Annotated in this window: 11 protein-coding genes; 4 read left to right on the forward strand and 7 right to left on the reverse strand. The window is 68.7% G+C overall.

Going from position 1 to position 22,223, the window contains the following annotated elements:
• Positions 1-198 precede the first annotated feature (198 nt).
• The 3 genes from J7W19_RS02210 to J7W19_RS02220 all read right to left on the reverse strand — a co-directional run bounded on the left by J7W19_RS02210 (position 199) and on the right by J7W19_RS02220 (position 11,806).
• On the reverse strand, positions 199-459 hold the full coding sequence (locus J7W19_RS02210; RefSeq protein WP_004941983.1) for a hypothetical protein: 261 nt from the start codon (positions 457-459) through the stop codon (positions 199-201).
• On the reverse strand, positions 459-6,935 hold the full coding sequence (locus J7W19_RS02215) for a polymorphic toxin-type HINT domain-containing protein (RefSeq protein WP_004941981.1): 6,477 nt from the start codon (positions 6,933-6,935) through the stop codon (positions 459-461). Before J7W19_RS02215 ends, J7W19_RS02210 begins: the two co-directional genes overlap by 1 nt.
• Positions 6,936-7,489: 554 nt before the next feature.
• A complete protein-coding gene (locus J7W19_RS02220; protein ID WP_051072539.1) occupies positions 7,490-11,806 on the reverse strand; it encodes a LamG-like jellyroll fold domain-containing protein in 4,317 nt (1,438 codons plus the stop codon).
• 292 nt (positions 11,807-12,098) lie between these two features.
• Here J7W19_RS02220 and J7W19_RS02225 point away from each other — a divergent pair, with 292 nt between their 5' ends.
• On the forward strand, positions 12,099-12,602 hold the full coding sequence (locus J7W19_RS02225; protein WP_063825774.1) for an NUDIX domain-containing protein: 504 nt from the start codon (positions 12,099-12,101) through the stop codon (positions 12,600-12,602).
• A gap of 42 nt (positions 12,603-12,644) precedes the next feature.
• On the opposite strand, the gene J7W19_RS02230 is transcribed toward J7W19_RS02225, so the two are convergent.
• Both J7W19_RS02230 and J7W19_RS02235 read right to left on the reverse strand, forming a co-directional pair.
• Positions 12,645-12,983, reverse strand: coding sequence for an NIPSNAP family protein (locus tag J7W19_RS02230; RefSeq protein ID WP_004953893.1), 339 nt, complete (start codon positions 12,981-12,983; stop codon positions 12,645-12,647).
• 39 nt (positions 12,984-13,022) lie between these two features.
• On the reverse strand, positions 13,023-14,765 hold the full coding sequence (locus J7W19_RS02235; RefSeq protein WP_004953891.1) for a sensor histidine kinase: 1,743 nt from the start codon (positions 14,763-14,765) through the stop codon (positions 13,023-13,025).
• A 306-nt stretch (positions 14,766-15,071) separates the two neighbouring features.
• Between J7W19_RS02235 and J7W19_RS02240 the strand changes: the two genes are divergently transcribed.
• From J7W19_RS02240 to J7W19_RS02250, 3 genes are all read left to right on the forward strand, one after another.
• Entirely contained in the window at positions 15,072-15,737 is a 666-nt protein-coding gene (locus tag J7W19_RS02240) for a vitamin K epoxide reductase family protein (protein WP_004953888.1), read from the forward strand.
• Positions 15,738-15,939: 202 nt separating this feature from the next.
• Positions 15,940-17,622 (forward strand): aa3-type cytochrome oxidase subunit I, encoded by a 1,683-nt coding sequence (gene ctaD / locus J7W19_RS02245; RefSeq protein ID WP_233478216.1) that lies wholly within the window; start codon positions 15,940-15,942, stop codon positions 17,620-17,622.
• Positions 17,623-17,971: 349 nt separating this feature from the next.
• The gene (locus J7W19_RS02250) at positions 17,972-19,876 is read left to right on the forward strand and encodes an ABC transporter ATP-binding protein (protein ID WP_004953883.1); all 1,905 of its coding nucleotides are present in this window, start codon (positions 17,972-17,974) and stop codon (positions 19,874-19,876) included.
• An 84-nt stretch (positions 19,877-19,960) separates the two neighbouring features.
• Here J7W19_RS02250 and lepB read toward each other — a convergent pair whose 3' ends face one another.
• Entirely contained in the window at positions 19,961-20,863 is a 903-nt protein-coding gene (gene lepB, locus J7W19_RS02255) for a signal peptidase I (protein WP_004953877.1), read from the reverse strand.
• Positions 20,864-21,079: 216 nt separating this feature from the next.
• A complete protein-coding gene (gene galE, locus J7W19_RS02260) occupies positions 21,080-22,090 on the reverse strand; it encodes a UDP-glucose 4-epimerase GalE (protein ID WP_004953873.1) in 1,011 nt (336 codons plus the stop codon).
• Positions 22,091-22,223 lie beyond the last annotated feature (133 nt).

The raw sequence follows: 22,223 nt of genomic DNA on the forward strand, positions 1-22,223 counted from the left end.
AACAGGCAGAATCGTCGGCACCACGGGTGCAGTAGTCGCGACGATTCCTGGCCATCCGGTCTGAAACACCAACGGGCAGCACCGAGTTCGGTGACGTTGACATCGAGTTCTGTAGCCAAAATTGTCTGGAGTCCTTCCTGAATTAATCCAGGAAGGACTCCATACACTCTCAGGACCTGCCCTGAGAGGGTCCCATGGTCAGCCCTCACCGCGCAGACCGATGGCTTCCGGAAGCCCGATCATCACCCTTTTGCGCTCCGGGTTCTCCTCGGACTCGGCACACTCAAGCATCAGGGCTGCGACTTCCCTGCGCCCCTCTTCGGAGAGCTCTCGGAAAATAGCAGCAGCAGGCTCAAGGATATCCGTCGCGACATCCGGGTCAATGTCTTCGTCGTCCGACAAGTCAATCGAGACGACAACGCTTACGAACGCCCGAACCAAAACCTTGTTGATTTCCATCAAGGTACGACCCTTACTCGAATGTTGGTGATCAGGAGCCTGCCTAGGAGGCTACGGGCCCGCGCCGCTTCGGCCGCATTGGGAACTTCCCACCGACCTGTATAGCCGTTCTGCTCAAGCGCTAGGGACTGGTTCATAGCCTGCCGATATGTCTTGTTGAAAGTCGTGACGCTCATCTTGCGATCGATTAGCACTCCGTTGGCTGCATCAAACCCGTCGAACTTGATTTGAGACAGACTCTTCGCGTCGGCTTTGTAGTACTGCAACGCTGGAGCCACACCAGACCTGGAACCGGCTGCCCCCGCATCATAAGCCCGGGCTTCCGAACTCATATTAGCGTTCTCCTTGACCCAAAGAACAGCTCCATCACAGTTGTGCACAAGCACTGGTGCGGTACCTGCCAGCACGTGGTACGTGTGCACGCCGCTGACTGTCAGGTCGTGTGTTCGCTGCTGCTTGACGAAGTGCCGGGTTGCCTTGACTCGGAGCGACTCACCCTTCTCCGTAAGCAGGTGGGAGCCCGGCCGGAGATCTCCTGCACTGACCCATTTCTTTTCCGTGGTCTCCCAGAAGGGGTGATTGTCCGTGGCAATGATGCTCGCAGCACCATGCCCTGTATCGATTGTCAGATCCGTGAAGGACTTGTCTTGCCGAGTGTTGAAGGTGGCGACGACCTCACGTGGTGCCAGCTTGCCCGTTTCCGGGTCTGTGGCAAGGACTTTGTCGCCGGTCTTGATTTCTTCGATGGGCTTGCTGGCGCCAGAATCGAGCAGGACATCTGTACCCGTCGTGAAACTGTGCTCACACGGGACCCCACCACTGCTCCTTGCCGCCCCCTTACCTCTCGCTCCGGCGAAACTGCGAACGCTGAGCACCGTGCCGAACATGGAACCGAAAAGCGCCGAGTTCTTGTACCATGCAACTCGCAGTTTGCACATCGTGTCACCAGATGTGCATGTGACCACGTCGGGAATACTCGCAGGCGGAGAGACCGTTCTATCTCCCGGATTGTGATAGTTCGGATTGGTCCCCATCGCCCAGGGCTGATGTTCCTTTTCGGTGGGGCGCTGCGGCGGGGCTGAATACTCACTGCCCCCACCGCACTCATCACCACAACCCCCTGTCCAACTTCCAGCAGAGTCGGCGCGCTCGTCGCTTTCTTCATCATTTTTGGTAGGACCCGGATCTTCCGGCATCCGCTGATCCCATCCGCCATCAGAGCGCTTCGTGCACTGCATCCTCGGCATGGCCCAGCAATCCCCCGGCATCAGGCCCGAAGGGTCGGACAGCGTGGCCGGGTTGTTGTGGGCGTACGTGTAGCCGTGGTTCTGCTGGGGGTCGCCCAGGTCCATCACCGGGTCGACGCTGATGAACCGGCCGATGGTGGGGTCGTATTCGCGGGCGCCGAGGTGGGTCAGGCCCGTCGTCGTGTCGTTCGTGCCGCCGACGAAGCCCTTGGTGCCCGGCCAGTTCTTCGGCTGTTCGCCGCGCGGGCTGCCGAAGGGGGTGGTGCGTCGGTGAGCGGCCGAGGTGTCCTTCGCATCGATGGCGAGTTGGCCCGTACCGACGTGGTCCCCGACGACGAACGAGCCGCTGCCGTCGTCGTTCTGGACGGCCTGGACCCCGTTGCCCAGGTCGAGGTAGCGGGTGGCCTTCGGTGTCTTGGCGCCCTTGGCGAGGGTGATCTCCGTGGCGCCGAGGTAGAGCGTGGTCTCGGTATCCGTGCGGCCGATGAGTCGTTGGCCGTCGGCGTCGTAGACGTAGGAGGCGCTGTCGGCGACCTTGTCGTTCCGGAACTGGACGGCCTTGGCCAGGTGCCCTTCGGCGTCCCAGTCCAGGGTCTGCTTGTCACCGGCGATCGTCCGGGTCGTGGTGTTGCCGATGGAGTCGTAGGCGTAGGAGTCCTTGGCCGTTCCCGTGGGTGCGGTCGTGTCCACCGCCGTCAGCGTGTGCGGCTGCGGGCCGCCTGCCGGCGGGTAGGAGTAGGTGCGCCTGGTGTCCTTGGCGCTGTCGCCGCCGGTGTCGTGGCGGGTTTCCGTGAGGCGGTTGCCGGTCTTGTCGTAGGTGTAGGAGTTCCAATACGGGGCCGGGCCGCCGATCGACTTGCCGTCCGGGGCGTTCGAACAGGACGGCGTGGGCTGGGTCCATTCATCCGTGACGCGCCGCAGGTAGTCGTAGGTGAAGCACTGGGTGTCCAGGCCACCGGACGCGGCGTCGGAGACTGCGCGGACGTTGCCGGTCTCGTCGTACGTGTACGTGGCGGCCTTGTCCGTGGTGGGCGCGTTCTCGCGGTCGACACGGGTGGTGGCCAGCCGCTGTGTGCCCCACTCATAGCCGTTGGTGAGCTGGGTGACTTTGCCGCCCCCGGTCACCTTCGCCTGGAGCGGCTTGCCCGTGAGGCTGTAGCTGGTGACACTCGCCTTCAGACCGCCGGAGCCGACGACCTCCGTGGGGCGCAGCAGCTTGTCGTAGGTGTAGACGATGCCGTCGCCCGACAGGGAGCCCGCCTTCGGGAGCATCACGCCCTGGACGCTGCCGGAGGGGTTGTAGGTGGTACCGAAGTAGTACTCCCCGGCCAGGGCGCCTTCGTTGGAGGGGATCGCCACTCGTGACCGCGTGGCGCGGTACAGCGAGTCGTACTCGTCGATGCGATTGGTGTAGGCGTTGCCGTTCTCGAAGCGGGTCGAGGTGGCGGGTTGGCCCTTGCCCCGGTTGACCGTGTCGTACGTCCACTCGGCCAGCTTCGTGCCGCTGGTCGAGCCCTCGCGGAGCTCGGTCTTGCGGCCGAGGTTGTCGTAGGCGTAGTAGAGCGTGTTCTTGGTCTTGCGGGAGTTGGTGACGCTGATCAGCTGGCCGCGGTCGTCGTACGTGCTGGTCACCGGGCCCTTGTCCGGGTCCTCGGAGGAGACCTGGCGGCCGAGCTGGTCGTAGGTGTACGTCCAGGCGTTCCCCGCCGGATCCGTGAACTTGGTCAGCTTGCCCGTCGGACCGTACGCGTAGCGGGTGACGTCCGCTTCTCCGTCGGCGCCGCGGTCGTGGTGCTGGCGGAGTTCCGTGGTCTGGCCCCGTGCGTCGATCACCGTGGTCGTGGCCGTGGATCCGACCGGCGGGATCACGGTCGTGCGGTCACCGCCGTAGACGGTGCGGGTCGTGGACAGCACCTTGCCGGCGTCGCTGTTGCCGGCGATCTGCTTCGTTTCGGTGGCCCGGCCCAGTCCGTCGTAGGCGGTCCAGGTCTGGGACTCCACCTTCAGGGCGTCATCCGGTGCGAAGAGGGTCGTCGCGGGAGCGCCGAGGGCGTAGTACGTCGCGAAGGACTTCGTGGCCAGACCGCGTTCGTCGTAGAACGTGTCGGTGAGCAACCGGCCGCCGTCGGGGCCGGGTGCCTGGGTCTGGCGAGGGCGACGAAGTCCGTCGTAGATCGTGTACGACGTCAACTGACCGTAGTTGTCGTTGAGGGTCCGGGTGGCGACCGCCGCCGGCTTGCCTTCGGCTATGTAGTAGACGAATTCGAGGCTTGGCGCACCGCCCGCGCCCTTCGCCTTGTTGGGGAGCCAGACCTTGGTGCTGCGGCCGAGCGCGTCATAGTCGAAGTCCGTGCGCCGGTCGTTGGCGTCCGTCTTGCTGAGCGGCTGGCCGCGCAGCGGGTCGAGCGTGGTCGTGCTCGTCCAGGCGGTCGACGGGTCTCCCGCCTTGGCCGGCGGAGCAGTCGCGGTGACGGTGTCGGGGAAGCCCGTGGCGGGCGAGTAGGCGGTCGTGGTAGTGCGGCCGTCCGTCCGCTTGGTGGTCGAGCGGCGCTCACCGGATCGGTCGAAGACCACGTCGGCCGTGAGGTCGGTGGTCGACAGTTCCCGTCCGTAGCCGTCGTAGGTCTTGCCGGACTCCAGGTAGACCGCCTGCTGGCCGTCGTCCTTCTTCAGCGTGGCCACGCTGGTCGCGTCGCCCTTGGTGGGGGCCGCTCCGTAGGTCCCTCCGTCGTACGCCGTGCGGACGTCGGAGACGACCGCCTTGGTCCGGTCGATCGACGACGCCTTGTCGCAGGAGGCGGCGACGGTCACGGCACGCGACGGCAGGCTGAAGATGTTTGCGTCGGGGTTGTCCGCGTACGTGGTCTGGGTACACCGGTCGTCGGCATCGGTTTCGGTGTCGCCGAAGTCGTCCACCTGTTTGGCGCGGCCCGTCTTCGTGTCGTACTCCGTCGCCGTACGGGTCTGCCGCCATTTCTCACCCGCTCCGCCGTCCAGCGAAGTGAAGGCACGTGACGACTCCGTGCCGGTGAAGTTCGCGGTGACCGTGCCCCAAGAGCGTTCGCGTTTGCCGGTCTCGTGGTGCCAGGGCCGGCTGACGGTCTTGGACAGGACCTTTCCACCGGGGCCCGAGTAGGTCTCGGTGCGGTACGTGAAGCCGGCCGCGGACTCGTGGTCGGCGATCGGGCCGCCCTCTTCCTCGCTCAGGAGGGTGCTGACGCTCTTCTTGCCTCCGTCGGAGTCCTTTCGGTCGCCGTCCATGCCGCGGAGGAAGTAGCTGTCCTCCTGGGACTTCATCGCGTCCGCGCCCTGGCCTCCCTTCTGGACGCGGACGTGTCCGTACCCGCGCCATTGGGACCAGGTCTTGAACTTCTCCTTGGTCAGCCCGTCGTCATCGTCGTAGTGCCAGGCGGAGCCGTCGAGGTAGTCGTAGCGGGTCACCTGGTCGGGTGCCCCACCCGTGCGGTCGGTGGCCGTCACGGCTTCGACCACGTACTTGTTGAACCACTGCTTGGTCGGATCGTCGCTGCTGCTCCCGCCGATGAACTGAGGGAAGCAGCGCGTGGTGTTGGATTCGGGTGTGGGGAGTTTCGCCCAGTCGCATGCCGGTTGCGAATAGACGACGTCCGTCTGCCCGCCGAACTCGTCCGCGATCGTGGAGAGGCGCTCCTTGATGAAGGGCGCTTTGCCGTCCCCGGTCTTGTCCAGACGGTTGGTCCGCTGGGTGTAGGCGAAGGTCGTCTTCGGCAGGGTGATGGCGGGGCTCGCGGACTGGCCGGTGTGCTGGATCGAGTCCAGCAGGAGTTGGTAGTCGATGTCCGCCGTGCCCCAGCGGTGGTTCAGTTTCCACGAGTCGACAGTCGCGTACTTGCCGTCATTCTTGAGGACGCTGGTGGAGACGTCCGTCAGGCGCTTCCGTGTCCAGAAGGACGGAGAGAAGCGGCCCTTGTCGCACTCGGTTCCCTCCTTGCAGTTCAGGTCCCACGGAGTGTCGTACCAGTACGCCTTCTTGTCGTCGATGGTGTTCTCCGCACAGGTCACCTTGTCCTTGTCCTGCGGGAGGCACCGCTCGGCGTTGGTGAAGTCGACCTTGGCCAGCGGCTTGGCATACAGGTCGGCCGACTTCAGTCCGTACTCGATGCGCTTGAGGTAGCCCCCGCGCGCGTACGGGGTGTCGTCCTTCTTCTCCAGATCGCGGCCGTAGGAGTTGGTCTCCTTGCCGTAGTAGTAACCGACCGCGTTGCCGTGCCGGTCGACGGCGTAGTCGAGGTTCCAGCGCCACGCCTGTTGGCACCACGAGTCCTTGAAGCCGGTTTTGTGGCAGGGTTCGCCCGAGTTGTTCCCGTAGACGGGTACGGTCCAGGTGGAGTCGGTGGTGTCCTTGCCCTTGGTCCAGCCGTTGAGCTTGTGGTAGCCGAAGTAGTAGCGGGTACCGCCCGGGGTGGTCAGCCGCCAGTACTCGTTGTCGTTGTCACCGTTGTCGTGCTCACTGCCGGAGAGCCGGGCGATCCTGGTGCCGTCGTCGTTCTTGAGCTTGAATTCGTTGCCGCCGGCCGGGACGAGTTCTCCCGCCTTGCCGTTGAAGGAGATGAAGGCGTTGTCATAGGCCCAGCAGAGATCGCCGGGCTTGTTGCCGTCGTCGTGCTTCTCCCCGTCGTCGTAGCACGGCTTGTAGCGGCGCTCGATGAATCCGGGCCACATGTCGAAGCCGTCGCCCACCCAGGACGACTGGTTGTTGGTGTTGCCCGTGCGGCCGTCGATGGTCGAAGACGAGTAGCTGAGCCCGATGTTGGGCTTCATAGCGCCGGGTACGTCCGGCACCGGAATGTCATAGGACCAGCTGAAGGCACCGCTGTTCAGGTCGGTCTTCCAAGTCGCCGACGGTGACAGAGGCGTGGCCTTATAGTCGCCCTTCTCGCCCGATGCGGCCGGGGCGGCGGCGAGGACGGTGGTGTTCCCGGCCCGCAGAGCGATCTGGTCGGCGGTCAGTACCTGCTTTTCGGTGTCGTTCTTCGTGGCGAGTGGCTTCGCGGTCCGGCACGCGGCCTTGTCGGGAGAGGTGATCGCGCAAGAAGGGAGTTCGACGAGCCGCAGTCGTGACGCGTATCCGCCGCCGAAAGCCTGCGCATAGCCGGAGTAGTCGATGCGCACCCGCGCGTTGGTGGGCGCCGCGCTCTTCGCCGTGCTCTTGCCGGGCGCCGGAGTGATGACGAACAGGGGTCCGTCCACCTGGGCCCGACGACTCGCCTCCGGTTCCAGGACACGGACTTCGGCTTTGTCGGGTGACCCGGGCGGCCTTTCCGATCCCTTCGAAGACGCGAAGAGACTGAGCGGGAAACTGCCCGCGTTCTCCCGCCCTCCGGCCGCGGTCGGCCCACCCGTCAGTTCGACCAGGGATTTCCCGCTCGGGCTCCACGAGGCCCGAGGGGCCTGCCCGGGAACCCTCGGAGCTGGATCGATCTTGCGCGGTTTACTCCCGATCTCCTTTCCTGCTACCGGCTTTCCCGGTGGCGGTGCACCGGGGAGGTTGCCGGCGGCGTCGGCCGCCGATGCGGCCACGCCCTGCAGCAGTGCCCCCACCAAGACCGTGGACACTCCGAGTGCCACGCGTCTGTGCCAAGGGGAGATTCGCACTCCGGCCTTGCCTTTCATCTCTCGTCATCCCTCGCTGAGGCAGCGCGAACGCGTCGTGCGCGCTGCGAGTCTGCGGAATCCGTCTGCGACGGCATTGCACGAATCCCGTGGGGAGCCCGACCGTCGCCGGCTCCCCACGCGTGCGCGGGTCAGTCGTGGGGAATCCGGGTGGGCAGGTCGCGCTCTCCGACAGCGAGCTGCTTGACCTGGACGTCGCTCAGCGCCCCCTGGAAGGCCCACGCGTCGTCGATCTGCCCCGACCAGTACTCGGTGCCGGATCCCTTCACCATCGCCCGACCCATGTGCAAGGCCTTGGTGGCGCCGAAGGAGACGGCATTGCCCACCCGGGAGGATCGGTCGGCGCATCCGGCGGCCTTGGCGGCATCGGAATCCGCGGGGCACGAGAACTCCTCCAGTACGCCGTTCACGTACAGCCGGAGCTCATCCGAGAAGCCGTCATAGACCAGGGCGAGGTGGTTCCAGTCCCCCGCATCCTGATAGGCATTGTGGTCCACCGTCGTGACGGTGACGTCCTTCTCCGCGTCCTTGCCCGGCAGCGTCACCTGCCAGCGTCCGTGCCCCTCACCCGAGCTCTTGTCGCCCGGGAGATACCGGACGGCGAACGCGTTCTGTGACGCGCCCTCCGCGCTCATCACCGTCATTGCGCGACCCGGCTTGTCCGCCACGCGTTGCGCCCACGCGGTCATGGTGAAGCTGCCACTGGTGTCCACGGGAACGCCGTTGGTGAAGGCCGCGGCATTCATGCCGTTGAGCTTCAGGCCGCCCTTGTCCACATGTCCCTCGCCGATGGCGGCGCCACCGGTGAACGTCATGTCGTGCCGCGCCGCCCGCCGGTCCGGAAGGGCGTCCGGCGAGACGGCCGGGCTTCCCGACGCTGCCTCGAACTGCCAACGACCCTTCACCAATGGGCGCTGCTTCACGAGCTGGCGCACTTCGTGGACCGAGACGGGGCGATCGTAGATCCGGAGTTCGTCGATCTCCCCGGGAAAGAAGTTGTCCTGCTTGCCCGAATACGCGCCTGCGCCGATCTGCAGTTGCCTGTCGGCGTACCAGGAGGCGGCCAAGGGTTCGGTGCCGGCTTCCACCCCGTTGACATAGAGGGTGAGAGTACCGGCGACGATGTCCCGGACGCCTGTCAGATGCGTCCACTCACCGCCCTGCGGTCGTGCGCCCGCGCTCTGGACCACTTTGTTGGACGTGGCATCGGCGGTGTCCTGTGTGTGCTGATTCAGGACCCATTTGTCGTAGGTGGGCGAGTAATAGAGCTCGACGCCGCTCGCATGGACCCCGGTCTGTGTGACGACCACGGCCGTGTGTGTCGGCTTCTCCTTCGGCAGCCGGACCCAGGCGGAGACGGCGAAGGCTCCCATGGTGTTGAAGTGGGGCGCGTCGACGGTGGCGTAGTCGTGCACGCCGTCGAGAGACAGCGCCTTGCCGTCGACGCCATCGGTGCCGGGCTGGGGATTGCCGTGGAAAACGGCCGGCATGACGTCCGCGTGCCCGGTCACTTCCTTGGCTCCGGGCTCCTCGTCCAGCGGGAAGATCGCGCGGGCCGGGCGTCCCGGACCGCGAATGTGTTCCTTGGCATAGAGCCGGGAGACCTCGTCCGCGGAAGCGGGCTTGTTGAAGATTTCCAGTTCGTCGAGCTGTCCGGGGAAGAACGCGTTCGGCTTGCCGTTGGACGACGACGCGCCGATCAGCAGACCGCGGCGGGCGTCCCAGGGCGTCTTGTACGAAACGGCGGCCTCTTGCCGGCCGTTGACGAACAGCCGCAGTTCGTCGTCACCGCTGTCGTAGACGCCGACCAGATGCGTCCATTCCCCCGGCTTCACACCGCCGGGTTTCTGCTGCATGACTCGGACGGGCAGTGCGCCGTCCGTGTCCGAGGCGAACTGGCTGAACGCCCACCGGTCGTAGTCCTTGGAGTAGTACAGCGAGAATCCGGGCGAGTGGTTGCCCGGCTGGGTGGCGACGGCCGCGGGCTCCGACGGCACTTTCGACAGATTGGCCCAGGCGGATACCGTGAAGCCACCGGAGGTGTCTACGACAGGAACGTCCGTTTCCGCATAAGCGTCCGTACCGTTGAGCGACAGCGACTTGCCCATGGCACCATCCGCCCCCGTGACAGCTCCCCCGTGCAGCTCCGCCGTTCGCGCCGGAGTGCTGCCCTCGGCCTGCTTGGCGTCCGGCCCCTCGTCCATCGCCCACGTAGCCCGCTCCGGCTGGCCGGCACGCACCTTGTAGCGGTAGGTGTACGGCTCGCTCACATTGCCGACGGCGTCGAGCGCCTGAACGGTGATGAAGTTCAGGCCGGCGTCACCGGGGAGGGCCTTGATGGTTCTCGCGGCTCCTTCCGTGGTGCCGAGCGTGTTCTTCGGAGTGGCGTCCCCGTTGATTCCGTAGATGTACTTGGTGATGTCCTTGCCGGCCGGGCCGACGGTGAAGGAGCCGTAGCGGCCCGTCCCGTCGTACCAGGGATCGCCGTCACCGGACGAGCCCGGCTTCGACTCGGGATAGTCGGCGGACGCCATTCTGGGCGCCGGCAGGACCTTGGGGTCACGGACGAAATAGCAGCCACTGGGCGAACCGGCGTATGACCACGGCGAGTATCCACGTCGGTCGTAGGAACGCACGTACCAGTTCACCGGGGTGTTGACGGTGATGTCGGACGGCAGGGTGACCGCGAAGTCGGATCCGGACTTCTTGAACGAGGTCAGTCCCGGCTTCCAGCGGGCAACGGTCCCCTTGCCGTCGCCCGCGTCCCACTCCGCCTGGAACTCCACGGCGACGTCGTCTCCGTCCGGATCGGTGACGTGGTTGGCGTAGATCTTGCCGAGACTCCGTACGTGGACCGCCTTCTCCGGGATCCTGCATTTCCCGCCGTACTCCATCGACAACTGGGACATGGCGATCTGCGGTGGCGTCTGGTTGTACTGGACGCGCAGGTACGCCCGGTTGGCGAACCGCTTCCAGGCATAGGTGTCGCTCTCGTCCGATGCCCGCAGGCCGAACGTCACCGAGGACCACGACTTGCCCGCGGCCTCCTTGACCGTGTCGAGGACCTTGAACTCCGCGTCCGCACTGGCGCAGCCCTCGAAGCCGTACGCGAAGTCGTACTCGCCCAGCTTCTTGATCCAGAAATCGGAGGAGTCCTGGGAGTTCCACGTGGTCGAGGAGTCGATGCCCTTGGTCCTCCACAGTTGGACCCCCTTCTTCGCGCACGAGGCCGCCCATGTCTCGGGGACGACGAACTCGGCCGACAGGATGGTCTTGCCCGCGAATCTGGACGTCGGGATTTCGTAGAAGAGGCGCTTGGTGTCACCTGGATTGCAGTGGTTCCAGTCGCAGTAGCCCATGCCGGCGTCGCTCTTGCCGTTGAACTTCCACTGCGGCTCGTTGGCCCAGTACTTGGAGGCCATGGTCCACGCCGACGACCGGGGCGAGTACCACTGCGGATCGATGTACACCGGGTACACGGTGTCGGGGCCGGTCAGCACCTTCTTGTCGGGGGTCAGGACCAGTTCCCGTCCGCCGTCCGGTACGTCGACCGCCACGCGGGCGAGTTGCCCGGACTCTGCCGGACCGGAGACCTCGCGCCGGTTCGCGGTGGCAGACGGGACCTTCCTGGGGTCAGGCCTGCGAAGTGCTGCTCCGGACCGGTTCGGGGCGGACGAACCGGGGCTGGAGTCCCACATCATCGGAGTGGGTGCTTCGAAGACCGTGCCTCCTGCTCCCTGGTCGATCGCGTTGAGGCCTCCCTGAGCCGTCTCCTGGACCGTGACGCCCTCCCCCGCCATCTTCAGACGGAGGTGCGCGAGCTCCGGACTGGCCGCCGCCTTCGCCGACTTCACCACCAGCAGTTGCGTGAAACCGTCCACCTGGGCGGTGAGCCGGAGATCGACGTCCGGCAGGACGTCGGGATACGTCGCCGTGTCCCCCTCCAGCCGCGGAGTCGGAAGCCTGGTCGGCCAGTCGAGAGCCAGCTTGCGGCCTGCTTTGTCGAGCTTGACCAAAGAAGTGTCGCCACCTCCGGAGAAGGAGACTCCGACGGTGGCGACGTGCGGCGAGACCGACCCCTCGGGCGTTCTCTCCAACGCGACGTCCGTGGGCCGCCATTCACCGCCCACACGCGCCCTGACCGGTCTCAGGTACTCCCGCGTCTCCAACGTGCCGTCCGGCTTGGCGACGACATCCCAGCTCTCACCACGCTGAGAGGCCACCTCCACGTTCTTGCCCGACCGCTTCGCCTGGGCGAGCGCATCCGCTTCCGACGCCGCCGTCCCGGAGTCGCCCCCGCCCTCGTATCGCGGCGCGGAGCTCCTGGCCGAAGCCGCACCTGCCGGAGTCGCGGACGCGGCATCCGGCAGCACCCCCGTGATCAAAGCCAGGCCGAGACCACAGGCCACTGCGACACCTGAGGCACGTGCCCGTGCACGACCAAACATCCCCCAAGCCCTCCCCAAAGCTTGCCCACATCAAGCAACGGGAAGTGACCATAGAGACACATGGAGCGTTGGTCTACACCTAGAGAAGTGGCACACATCCGGTCGCCCTACGCGATTTCCGGCAATCTCTGATGTGTCAAGCATCACAGAATGCGTACAGCCGCATCTCCCGGCGAAGACGGACGATCATTCACGACCGGCCGGTTCACTCGAGCGGCTGAACCCTCGCCGTCGGCCCGTCCGGGGACAGTACGCTGGCGGGTCGGCGATCCGTGAATACCATTGCGAGGGCGTGCCGTTGACCAGACATCCGCAGTTCCCCCGAGCCGAGTGGCTCGCCCGGCGGGCGCGCATCTTGGGGTGCGCCGCCTCCCTCGTCCACGACGACGAGGGGCGGATCATGCTGCTGCACACCTCCTGGGGCGACGCGTGGCAGCTGCCCGGAGGCGGTCACGACGACGGCGAGGATCTGTGGGAGACGTCCGTGCGGGAGACGTTCGAAGAGACGGGGTTGACCATGCCGGACGTCCCCGAGCTGCTGGCCGTTGACTGGGGTGTGCACCCGGAAGGCATTCCCGAGGTCTTCGTCCTGTTCAAAGGTCCGCTCGTCGACGCGAGCACCGTCAAGGTGAGGCTGTCCGACGAGCACGACGCCTGGCGCATGCTCACCGTCGAGGAGTGGGCGCCGCTGGTGCCCCCGCGGCAGGCCCGTGTCCTGGCCGCCGCGACCGCGGTGCTGCTCGGGGGGCGATGCCCGTACCTCCGTGAGGCCGGGCATCTGGCCGACGTCCCGTAGTGGGCCGTCGGCTCGCCGGCGGGGGGGCGGGGGGGTGGTTCGTTACGCGGGCGTCTTCGCCGAAGGGGCCTCCGTTCCCGTGTCGAGCGGGCGCAGGAAGCGGCGTTCGTAGCGCTTGATGCAGCGGGTGGTGCGGGCCAGTTCGAAGGCGGCCTGGCATTCCGGGTCGGTCGTGCTGTCCGTGCGGTAGCGCTCGTACGCGGCCATGCTGGGGAAGGAGAAGAGGGCGTACGCGATGTCGCTGTCGCCCTCGCTCGGCAGGAAGTAGCCGTGGTGCGTGCCGCCGAAGCGGTTGACGAGCCGGATCCAGCGGCGGCCGTACTCCTCGAAGTCGGCGAGTTTGTCGGCGTCGATCTCGTACTTCAGATGGATGCTGATCATGACCGCATGATGCGGGGTGCGGCGCGGGGACGGAAGCGGTTATCGGGCGCCGGCTCCTCCTCCGTCCCGCGTCCCGTGTCCCGTCGGGCACCGGCCGCCGGTCAGCGGGATGCGCCACTCCAGGTGCGTGCCGCCGGTCGGTGGGGCGGTCAGGGTGAGGGTGCCGCCGTGGCGTTCGGCGCGTTCGGTGAGGTTGCGGAGGCCGCTGCGGCGGGTGGCGGTGGGGGGTATGCCGTTGCCGTCGTCCACGATCGTCAGGACGAGGGCCCCGCCCTCGTTGACGACGGCGACGTCCACCGTGCCGGCCTCCGCGTGCCGGGCGACGTTGGCCAGGGCCTCGGCGAGGACGGCGACGGCGTCGTCGGCGGCCTCGCGGGGGACTTGGGTGTCCAGGAGTCCCTCCATGCGCAGGCTGGGCGCGAAGCCGAGGGCCGTACCGGCCTCGGCGACGGCGCGGACGGCGCGGGTGCGCAGGCCGTGCTGGGGGGCGGTCTCGCGGGAGCGGAGGCCGAAGATGGTGGAGCGGATGATCTTTATGGTCTCGTCGAGGTCGCCGACGGCGCGGCGGACGCGTTCGGCGGCCTCGGGGTGGTCGATGAAGCGGTCGGCGCTCTGCAGGGTCATGCCGGTGGCGAACAGCCGTTGGATGGCGAGGTCGTGGAGGTCGCGGGCGATCCGGTCGCGGTCCTCCAGGAGGGCCAACTGGGCGGTGTCCGCGCGGCGTTCGGCCAGTTCCATGGCCAGGCCGGTCTGGCCGGCGAAGGCCAGCAGCGGTTCGGCCTCCCGCTCGGGGAAGTCCCCGGCGCCCGCGGCCCGGACGAGCAGCAGGACGCCGTGCACGACGTCGTCGCCGGAGGTGACGGGGACGGCCAGGGCCGGTCCCGGACCCGCCGGTACCTCCTCGGCGGGGCCCCGGACAGGGCGCGCTCCGGTGAACGCGGCGCCGCTGAGGGTGCCTTCGAGGGGCAGGACCAGGTGCCGGAGCCCGTCGGCCCCCTCACCGGTCGCCGCCTCGACGGTCAGCGCGCCGTCCCCGGCCTCCGGCAGCGAGAACACCGCGAGGTCGGATCCCGTGATCTCGCGGGCGAGTTCGGTGATGCGGGCGGTGACCTCGGCGCGCGGCCGGTCGGACATCAGGGCGGTGGTCACCTCGGCGCCGGCCCGCAGCCACCGTTCGCGCCGGGTCGACTCCTCGTACAGGCGGGCGTTCTCGATGGCGATGCCGGCGGCGACGGCGAGGGTGGCCAGCACCTCCTCGTCCTCGTCCTCGAAGTCCGCTCCCCCGCGCTTCTCCGTCAGGTACAGGTTCCCGAAGACGTGGTCGCGCACCCGGATGGGCACCCCGAGGAAGGTGCTCATCGGCGGGTGGCCGGGCGGGAAGCCGTACGAGGCCGGGTGCTCGGAGATCTCCGGCAGCCGCAGCGGTTCCGGACGGCGGATCAGCTCGCCCAGGATGCCGTGGCCGCAGGGGTACGGGCCGATGGCCGCGATCTCCTCGTCTGTGAGGCCGACGGTGAGGAACTGGGACAGCCGCCGGCCGTCCGGCCCGATGACGCCGAGGGCGCCGTACCGGGCGTCGACCAGTACCACGGCCGCCTCGATGATGCCGCGCAGCACCTGTTCCAGCTCCAGGCCGCGGCCGACCGAGAGGACGGCCTCCAGCAGCTTGTGCACGCGGTCGCGGGTGCCGCGGGCGGCGTCGAGCCGGGCCTGGACCTCGTCCAGCAGTTCGTCCAGTCTGAGCTGCGGCAGCCGTACCGCCGCCGACCCGGTGTTCTCCACGCCTCTCCTCGCCTCTTCCGGGCCCCGCCGCTGCCGCGCCGACCGGGGACCGGGGCGGCCGGATACGGCCCCTGACGGCCGGTCGGCCCTGTTCAGGGCCCTGTCCACCGTATCGCCGCGCTCTCTGTTGGGGCCGACCGGCCCCTGTCCTCCGCCGCCGGTGCCTCGTTGAATGGGCGTAACGGGTCCGCCGCCGAGTGGCGCGGCGGCGGACCCGCTCCGCCCGGCCCGGCGGCCCGTCGTCCCGCCGGGAGGGCGGGTCCCGCCGGCACGGGCGCCCGAGTGCCAGGGACCAGGAGGACAGCCATGACCGACACCGCGTTCGACCGGTCCGCCGGCGGGGGCGTCAGGGACGCGCAGAACACACTGGACGCGAAGGACGCACATCACCTGCGGGGCAACGCCGCCGGAGCCGGCCGGGCCCTGGCCTGGCTGCTGGTCGGCGCCGGGACGCTGGGGCTGCTCGCCTCCTTCCAGATCACCGTCGACAAGATCCACCTGGCGGAGAACCCGGGCTTCCGGCCCGCGTGCAGCATCAACGCCGTCGTCTCGTGCACCCATGTGATGCTGAGCGACCAGGCGTCGGTGTTCGGCTTCCCCAACCCGCTGATCGGTCTGGTCGCCTACGCGGTGGTCGTCGCGCTGGGCGTCGTCCTGCTCACCGGCGCCCGGCTGCCGCGCTGGTGCTGGCTGGGGCTGAACCTGGGGACGCTGGCCGGGGCGGTGTTCTGCATGTGGCTGATGTCCCAGGCGCTTTACGTGATCGGGGCGCTGTGCCTGTGGTGCTGTCTGGCGTGGGCCGTGACGATCGCCCTGTTCTGGTACACGACCGCGCACAACCTCCGGCACGGTTTCCTGCCCGCGCCGCGCACGCTGGTGCTGGGGGTGCGGGAGTTCCACTGGGCCGTGCCCGCCGCCTGGTACGGGGTGATCGCGCTGCTGGTCGTGGAGCGGTTCTGGGCGCCGTGGTGAGGCCCGCCCGGGAGAGGGCCGTTCGGCCCTGCCCCCGGCCCCGCCCGGCCCCTGCCCCGGCCCCCGACCGCCGCCGATCATGAACGAGGCCGGAGGGGCCCGTGACCCCCGCGTACGCCCCTCCGGTCCGTGAAGAACTTTCGGCAGATGCGGAGCAGGTGTGCCAGTGGACGGCGTCGAAGTGCGGAGCGGGCGGAAACCCCTGACGGAACGCCCCGTAGGGGAGGCGACCGCGGGTCCCCGGCCGAGGAGTTCACCCGTCGAGTGGCTGACGACCACCGACCACAAGCGGATCGGGACCCTCTATCTCGTCTCCGCCTTCGTCTTCTTCATCATCGGCGGGATCCTGGCCCTGCTGATGCGCGCCGAACTGGCCCGCCCCGGCTCGCAGATCATGTCGAACGAGCAGTTCAACCAGGCGTTCACGATGCATGGCTCGATCATGCTGCTGCTGTTCGCGATGCCGCTGTTCACCGGCTTCGCGAACTGGATCATGCCGTTGCAGATCGGTGCGCCCGACGTGGCGTTCCCGCGCCTGAACATGCTGTCGTACTGGCTGTTCCTCTTCGGCTCGCTGATCGCGGCCGCCGGCTTCCTCACCCCGCAGGGGGCCGCGGACTTCGGCTGGTTCGCCTACACGCCGCTGTCCGACGCGTCCCACTCCCCCGGCGTCGGCGCCGACCTGTGGATCATGGGCGTGGCGCTGTCCGGCTTCGGCAGCATCCTGGGTGCCGTCAACTTCATCACCACCATCATCTGTATGCGCGCCCCCGGCATGACGATGTTCCGGATGCCGATCTTCACCTGGAACGTCCTGCTCACCGCGCTGCTCATTCTGCTGGTGTTCCCGGTGCTGGCCGCCGCGCTGTTCGCACTGGAGATGGACCGCAAGTTCGGCTCGCACATCTTCGACCCGGCCAACGGCGGGGCGCTGCTGTGGCAGCACCTGTTCTGGTTCTTCGGCCACCCCGAGGTGTACGTCCTGGCGCTGCCGTTCTTCGGGATCGTCTCCGAGGTCATCCCGGTGTTCTCCCGCAAGCCGATGTTCGGTTACTGGGGTCTGATCGCCGCGACGATCTCCATCGCCGGCCTGTCGGTGACGGTGTGGGCGCACCACATGTACGTCACGGGTGGGGTGCTGCTGCCGTTCTTCGCCTTCATGACCTTCCTGATCGCGGTCCCGACCGGGGTGAAGTTCTTCAACTGGATCGGCACCATGTGGAAGGGGTCGCTGTCCTTCGAGACGCCGATGCTGTGGGCCACCGGCTTCCTGATGACCTTCGTCTTCGGCGGTCTGACAGGGGTGCTGCTGGCCGCCCCGCCGCTCGACTTCCACACCTCCGACTCGTACTTCGTCGTCGCCCACTTCCACTACACGCTCTTCGGCACGGTCGTCTACGCGATGTTCGCCGGATTCCACTTCTGGTGGCCGAAGTTCACCGGCAAGATGCTGGACGAGCGGCTGGGCAAGGTCACGTTCTGGACGCTCACGGTGGGCTTCCACCTGACGTTCCTGGTCCAGCACTGGCTGGGCGCGGAGGGCATGCCCCGCCGGTACGCCGACTACCTGGCGGCGGACGGCTGGACGACGCTCAACACCCTCTCCACCATCGGCTCGTTCCTCCTCGGGCTGTCGTTCCTGCCGTTCTTCTACAACATCTGGAAGACCGCCAAGTACGGCGAGAAGGTGGAGGTGGACGACCCGTGGGGCTGGGGCCGCTCGCTGGAGTGGGCGACCTCCTGCCCGCCGCCGCGGCACAACTTCCCGTCCCTGCCGAAGATCCGTTCCGAGTCCCCGGCGCTCGACCTGCACCGTCCGGGCCTGGAGTCGGGTGACGCGCGGACGGCGGCGGAGCGCGAGCCGGCGGTGACGTCGGCGGGCTGACGCGGAAGCGGCGTGCGAGCCGGCTGCGCGACAGGGGCCCGAGGGCGCGGAGACCGCGTCCCCGGGCCCCTTCGCGTCGCGGACGCAACCACTCCCTCACCCTTTCGTGTGAGTTAGCGCGGAGAACGGCCGTCATCGTCAACGGTCCACCCACTCACGGTGCATTGAGGCCCTTCGAGGCGCTTGTCCACTTCCGGGCGCCGCCGTGTCTTTCCCCCATTTGGCGCAGTTGGTCACGGGACCGCCGGAAACGGCACCCGAACGAGTGGAGGGGGCACCAATCGTGACGACCGACCACGAACTCAAACGGACGGCGCACCCGCCCTGTCGTCCCCCGAAGACGCCCAAGATGCCCAAGACGGCCGACACGGCCGACACGGCCGAGACGCCCGCACCACCCCGGCCGCCCCTGCCCGAACCGAAGGAAGTGCGATGCCGCGACGCCGGGGTACGGGACGCGTTCGAGTCCGCGTCCTTCCTCCAGCTCTGCTCCCGGATCCCCGCCCTGCTGGCCCAGATCGCCCGCATGGCCTGGGAGGTCGACCGCCGGGACGTCCTGGTCCTGGTCGGCTGCCAGTTGCTCTCCGGCACGGCGGCGGCCGTCGGCCTGGCGGCGACGGCACGGGCCATGACACCCGTGCTCGGCGGCGGCCTGGTGCCCGACCGCATCCGCGAGGCCCTCCCGGCCCTGATCGTCGTGGCGGTGGCCGCGGCCGTCGCCCGCGTCACGTACGGGGTGGCGTCCTGGGCCGTGAGCCGGCTCAAACCCCGGCTGATGACGGCCGCCGACGTCGCCCTCGTCGAGGCGGTCGTCTCGGTGGAGCTGGCCGCGCTCAACCGCGCCGACTTCGCCGACGAGCACGAGGCGGCCGAGACCGGGGCGATCCGCTGCGACCGGATGCTCTACGACGCGCAGGCGTTCATGTCCGCCCTCATCCGGCTCGTCGCCGCCTGCGGCGTGCTGACCGTGCTGCACCCGCTGATGCTGCCGGTACTGGTGCTGGCGGTGCTGCCGTCCGGGGCGGGCGCGGTCGCCGAGGCGAAGATCGAGCACCGCACCCACTACGCCAACGTCTCCCGCCGCAACGTCAAGGGGATGATGCGCTGGCACGTCACCACACCCCGGCTGGCGGACGAGGTCCGGGCCAACAGCATGCGCGCGTACCTGATGTTCTGGTACCGGACGGTCTCCCACCGCATCGACGAGCGCATCGTCGAGGCCGCCGGCCTGGGGCTGCGCGTCAACCTCCTCGCGGCGGTCGCCGGCGGCGCCTGCCTGACTCTGGCCTGGACGACGCTGGTGTGGCTGACGGTCACCGGCCGGGTGTCGTTCGCCGTCTCCGCCACGGCCGTCGTCGCCGTCCGCGCCGCCCTGGGCAACCTCACCAACGTCGTGCACTACTGCACCAGCCTGTTCCACTCCACCCTCTACCTCGGCGACTGGAAGCGGTTCGTCGACCGCACCCGGGCGCTCGCCCCGAACCGCGGCCGGGAGACGGCCCCCGCCCACCCGGAGACGATCCGCTTCGAGAACGTCACCTACTCCTACCCGAACAAGGCCCGGCCCGCCGTCGACGGCCTCGACCTGACGCTGCGCCGGGGCGAGCTGGTCGCGGTGGTCGGCGAGAACGGCTCCGGGAAGTCCACCCTGATGCGGCTGGTGACCGGGCTGTTCACCGCCGACAAGGGGACGGTCTCCTGGGACGGCGTCGACCTGGCCAACGCCGACCCGGACACGGTCTGGGCCCGTACCGGCCTCGTCCCGCAGTTCTTCGCCTACTGGCCGCTCACCGCCCGTGAGAACATCACCCTGGGCCAGCCCCTCACCTGGGACGACGACCGGGTCTGGGAGACCGTCGACCTGGTCGGACTGCGCCCGACGGTCGAGGAGTTCCCCGAGGGGCTCGACATGCTGCTCGCCCGCGAGCTGTGGGGCGGCGTCAACCTCTCGGGCGGCCAGTGGCAGCGCATCGCCTGTGCCCGGGCCCTGTACCGCAGGCCACCGGTGCTCATCCTGGACGAGCCGACCAGCGAACTCGACGCCCGGGGCGAGCACATGATCTTCCAGGCGCTCAAGGACATGGCCAAGGACCGCATCACCATCGTCGTCACCCACCGGCTGGACAACACCCGGATCGCGGACCGGATCGTGGTGATGGAGCACGGCCGGATCACCGAACAGGGGCCGTTCGACCGGCTGGTGACGGCCGGCGGCCTCTTCCAGGAGCTGTACGCGCTCTCGCAGGACCGCTGAGGGTCGTGGACGACACGAAGGCGCCCGGTCGCCGGACCGGGGGAGGTCCGGCGGCCGGGCGCCTTCCGCGGCCCGGGCCCGCCGCTAGCCGCGCCGCTCCGCGCGGCGGACGGCCACCCGCCGGCGCAGCAGCACCAGCGGGACGGCACCGACGAAGGCCACGGCGGTGGGCGCCGTGGCGGCCGCCTTGTCGATGCCCTTCTGGTCGAAGGTGTCGGGCACGGGCAGGGTGGCCCAGCGGTCGATCGGCCAGGCCACGACGATCGCCCGGCCCACGACGTTGCCGACGGGCACGAAGCCGTTGCCCGGCTCGTCCTGGTGGAAGCGGGAGTCGGCGGAGTTCTGCCGGTGGTCGCCCATCACCCAGAGCCGGTCCTTCGGCACGGTGACCTTGAACTGCCCCTCGGGGGCCAGGCTGCACGGCGTGTTCCCGGGGAAGACGTACGGCTCCTGCAGCGGCTTGCCGTTGACCTTCAGGGGGCCGGTCCCCTTGCACTCCACGGTGTCGCCGGCGACCCCGATGACCCGCTTGATCAGGTCCTTCTCGTTGGCCGACGGCATCAGGCCGATGAAGCTCAGCGCCTTCTGCACCATGTTGGGCTCCGGCGTCGGCTCGTCCCGCAGCCAGGTGCCGGGGTCGTGGAAGACGATGACCTCGCCGCGCTCGGGCTCCGAGCCGAACCACGGGGTCAGCTTGTCGACCAGCACCCGGTCGCCCCGCTGGAGGGTGTCCTGCATGGAGTCCGAGGGGATGGAGAACGCCTGCACCAGGAACGTCTTGATCAGCAGAGCCAGCACCAGGGCGACCACGACGAGGAGGGGCAGCTCCTTCCAGAACGGCCGCTGCTGTCCGGCCTTCTTCTTCGCCTTCCCCGTCTTCTCGGCCTGCTCGGCCTTGCCGGCCGGCTCGGTCCCGCCGGCCGCCCCCACGGGCTCCTCCTCCGGCCCGCCCTGCTCCGAACGCGCGCCCACCGCCACGTCCCCCACATCCACTCCTCACTTCGACCACCGCCCGTTCCGTGCGCGGCCCGGGCCCCGGCGTTCCCGTCGAGCGGGAGATTCCGGCGGGGTCAGCCTATGCGAAGCGGGGGTGCGGGCGTTCCGGGCGGCGGGCGTGCGCGCCGTGACGGGCCGTCGGCGGCGCGGCGGATTCCTCCGTACGGGTCCCGGACCCCCGCCCGTCCGCCCGGGCGACCCCGCCGGTCACGCCCCGGACGCGGCCCGCGTGCCCCGTTCCGGCAGGGCGTGCGGGTGCCGCAGGCACCAGCCCTCCCAGGCGGAGGCGACCATGTCGTGGACGGTGTGCCGGGCCCGCCAGCCCAGTTCCCGTTCGGCGGGTGAGGAGTCGGCGACCACCCGCGCCGGGTCGCCCGGCCGCCGGGCGGTGACGACGGGGGTGGTGTCGTGGCCGGTCACCTCGCCGATCACGGCGATCAGCTCGCGTACCGACAGCCCCTCGCCGCGGCCGACGTTGTAGGTGCGGGCCACCCCCTGCCGGTCGCGCAGGAAGCGGGTGGCGGCCAGGTGGGCGGAGGCGATGTCGGCGACGTGGATGTAGTCGCGGACGCAGGTGCCGTCCGGGGTCGGGTAGTCGTCGCCGAAGATCAGCGGAGGCTGCCCGGCGGTGAGCCTCTCGAAGACCATGGGCACCAGGTTGAGCACCCGTCCGTCGGCCATCCGCGGTTCCGCGGCCCCGGCGACGTTGAAGTACCGCAGGTTGACGAAGTCGACGCCGTGGGCGCGGTGCGCCGCGGCGGCCAGCCACTCGCCGATCAGCTTGGTCTGGCCGTAGGGGCTGATCGGGGCGCAGGGTGTGGCCTCGGTGACCAGGTCCTCGTCGACCATGCCGTAGACGGAGGCGCTGGAGGAGTACACCAGCTTGCGCACCCCCGCGTCGTCCATGGCCGCGAGGAGCGTCCGGAAGCCCTCCACGTTCTGGCGGTAGTGCAGCAGCGGCAGTTCGACGGACTCGCCGACCTGGGTCCGGGCGACGAGGTTGACCACGCCCTCCACCGGGAACCGCCGGAAGGCCCCGGCGAGCGCCTCCCCGTCGCGGATGTCGGCCTCGACCAGGGGGACGCCGTCCGGGACGGCGTCCCGGCTCCCCGTGGAGAGGTCGTCCACCACGACGACCCGCTCCCCCGCCTCGCGCATGGCCCTGACGACGTGTCCGCCGATGAATCCGGCGCCGCCCGCGACGAGCCAGTACGACATGTCCCACTCCCTTTCGTTCGACGGCCGGGCCCCGCATCCCGGTGTCACGGGCGCGGCGGTTCCGCGCGGCGGACGGGACGGGCGGGGTGCCGCGGCCTGGGGAGATCATCGCGCCGGCCGGCCGGTCGCCGCT

The organism is Streptomyces mobaraensis NBRC 13819 = DSM 40847 (assembly GCF_017916255.1).
GTDB classification, from domain to species: Bacteria; Actinomycetota; Actinomycetes; order Streptomycetales; family Streptomycetaceae; genus Streptomyces; species Streptomyces mobaraensis.

What these genes read in the sequence shown, in the direction of transcription:
- J7W19_RS02210 (WP_004941983.1), bottom strand. Translation starts at nt 459, where the DNA reads ATGGAAATCAACAAGGTTTTGGTTCGGGCGTTCGTAAGCGTTGTCGTC.
- J7W19_RS02220 (WP_051072539.1), bottom strand. Translation starts at nt 11,806, where the DNA reads ATGTTTGGTCGTGCACGGGCACGTGCCTCAGGTGTCGCAGTGGCCTGT.
- J7W19_RS02230 (WP_004953893.1), bottom strand. Translation starts at nt 12,983, where the DNA reads ATGATCAGCATCCATCTGAAGTACGAGATCGACGCCGACAAACTCGCC.
- J7W19_RS02240 (WP_004953888.1), top strand. Translation starts at nt 15,072, where the DNA reads ATGACCGACACCGCGTTCGACCGGTCCGCCGGCGGGGGCGTCAGGGAC.
- J7W19_RS02250 (WP_004953883.1), top strand. Translation starts at nt 17,972, where the DNA reads ATGCCCAAGACGGCCGACACGGCCGACACGGCCGAGACGCCCGCACCA.
- galE (WP_004953873.1), bottom strand. Translation starts at nt 22,090, where the DNA reads ATGTCGTACTGGCTCGTCGCGGGCGGCGCCGGATTCATCGGCGGACAC.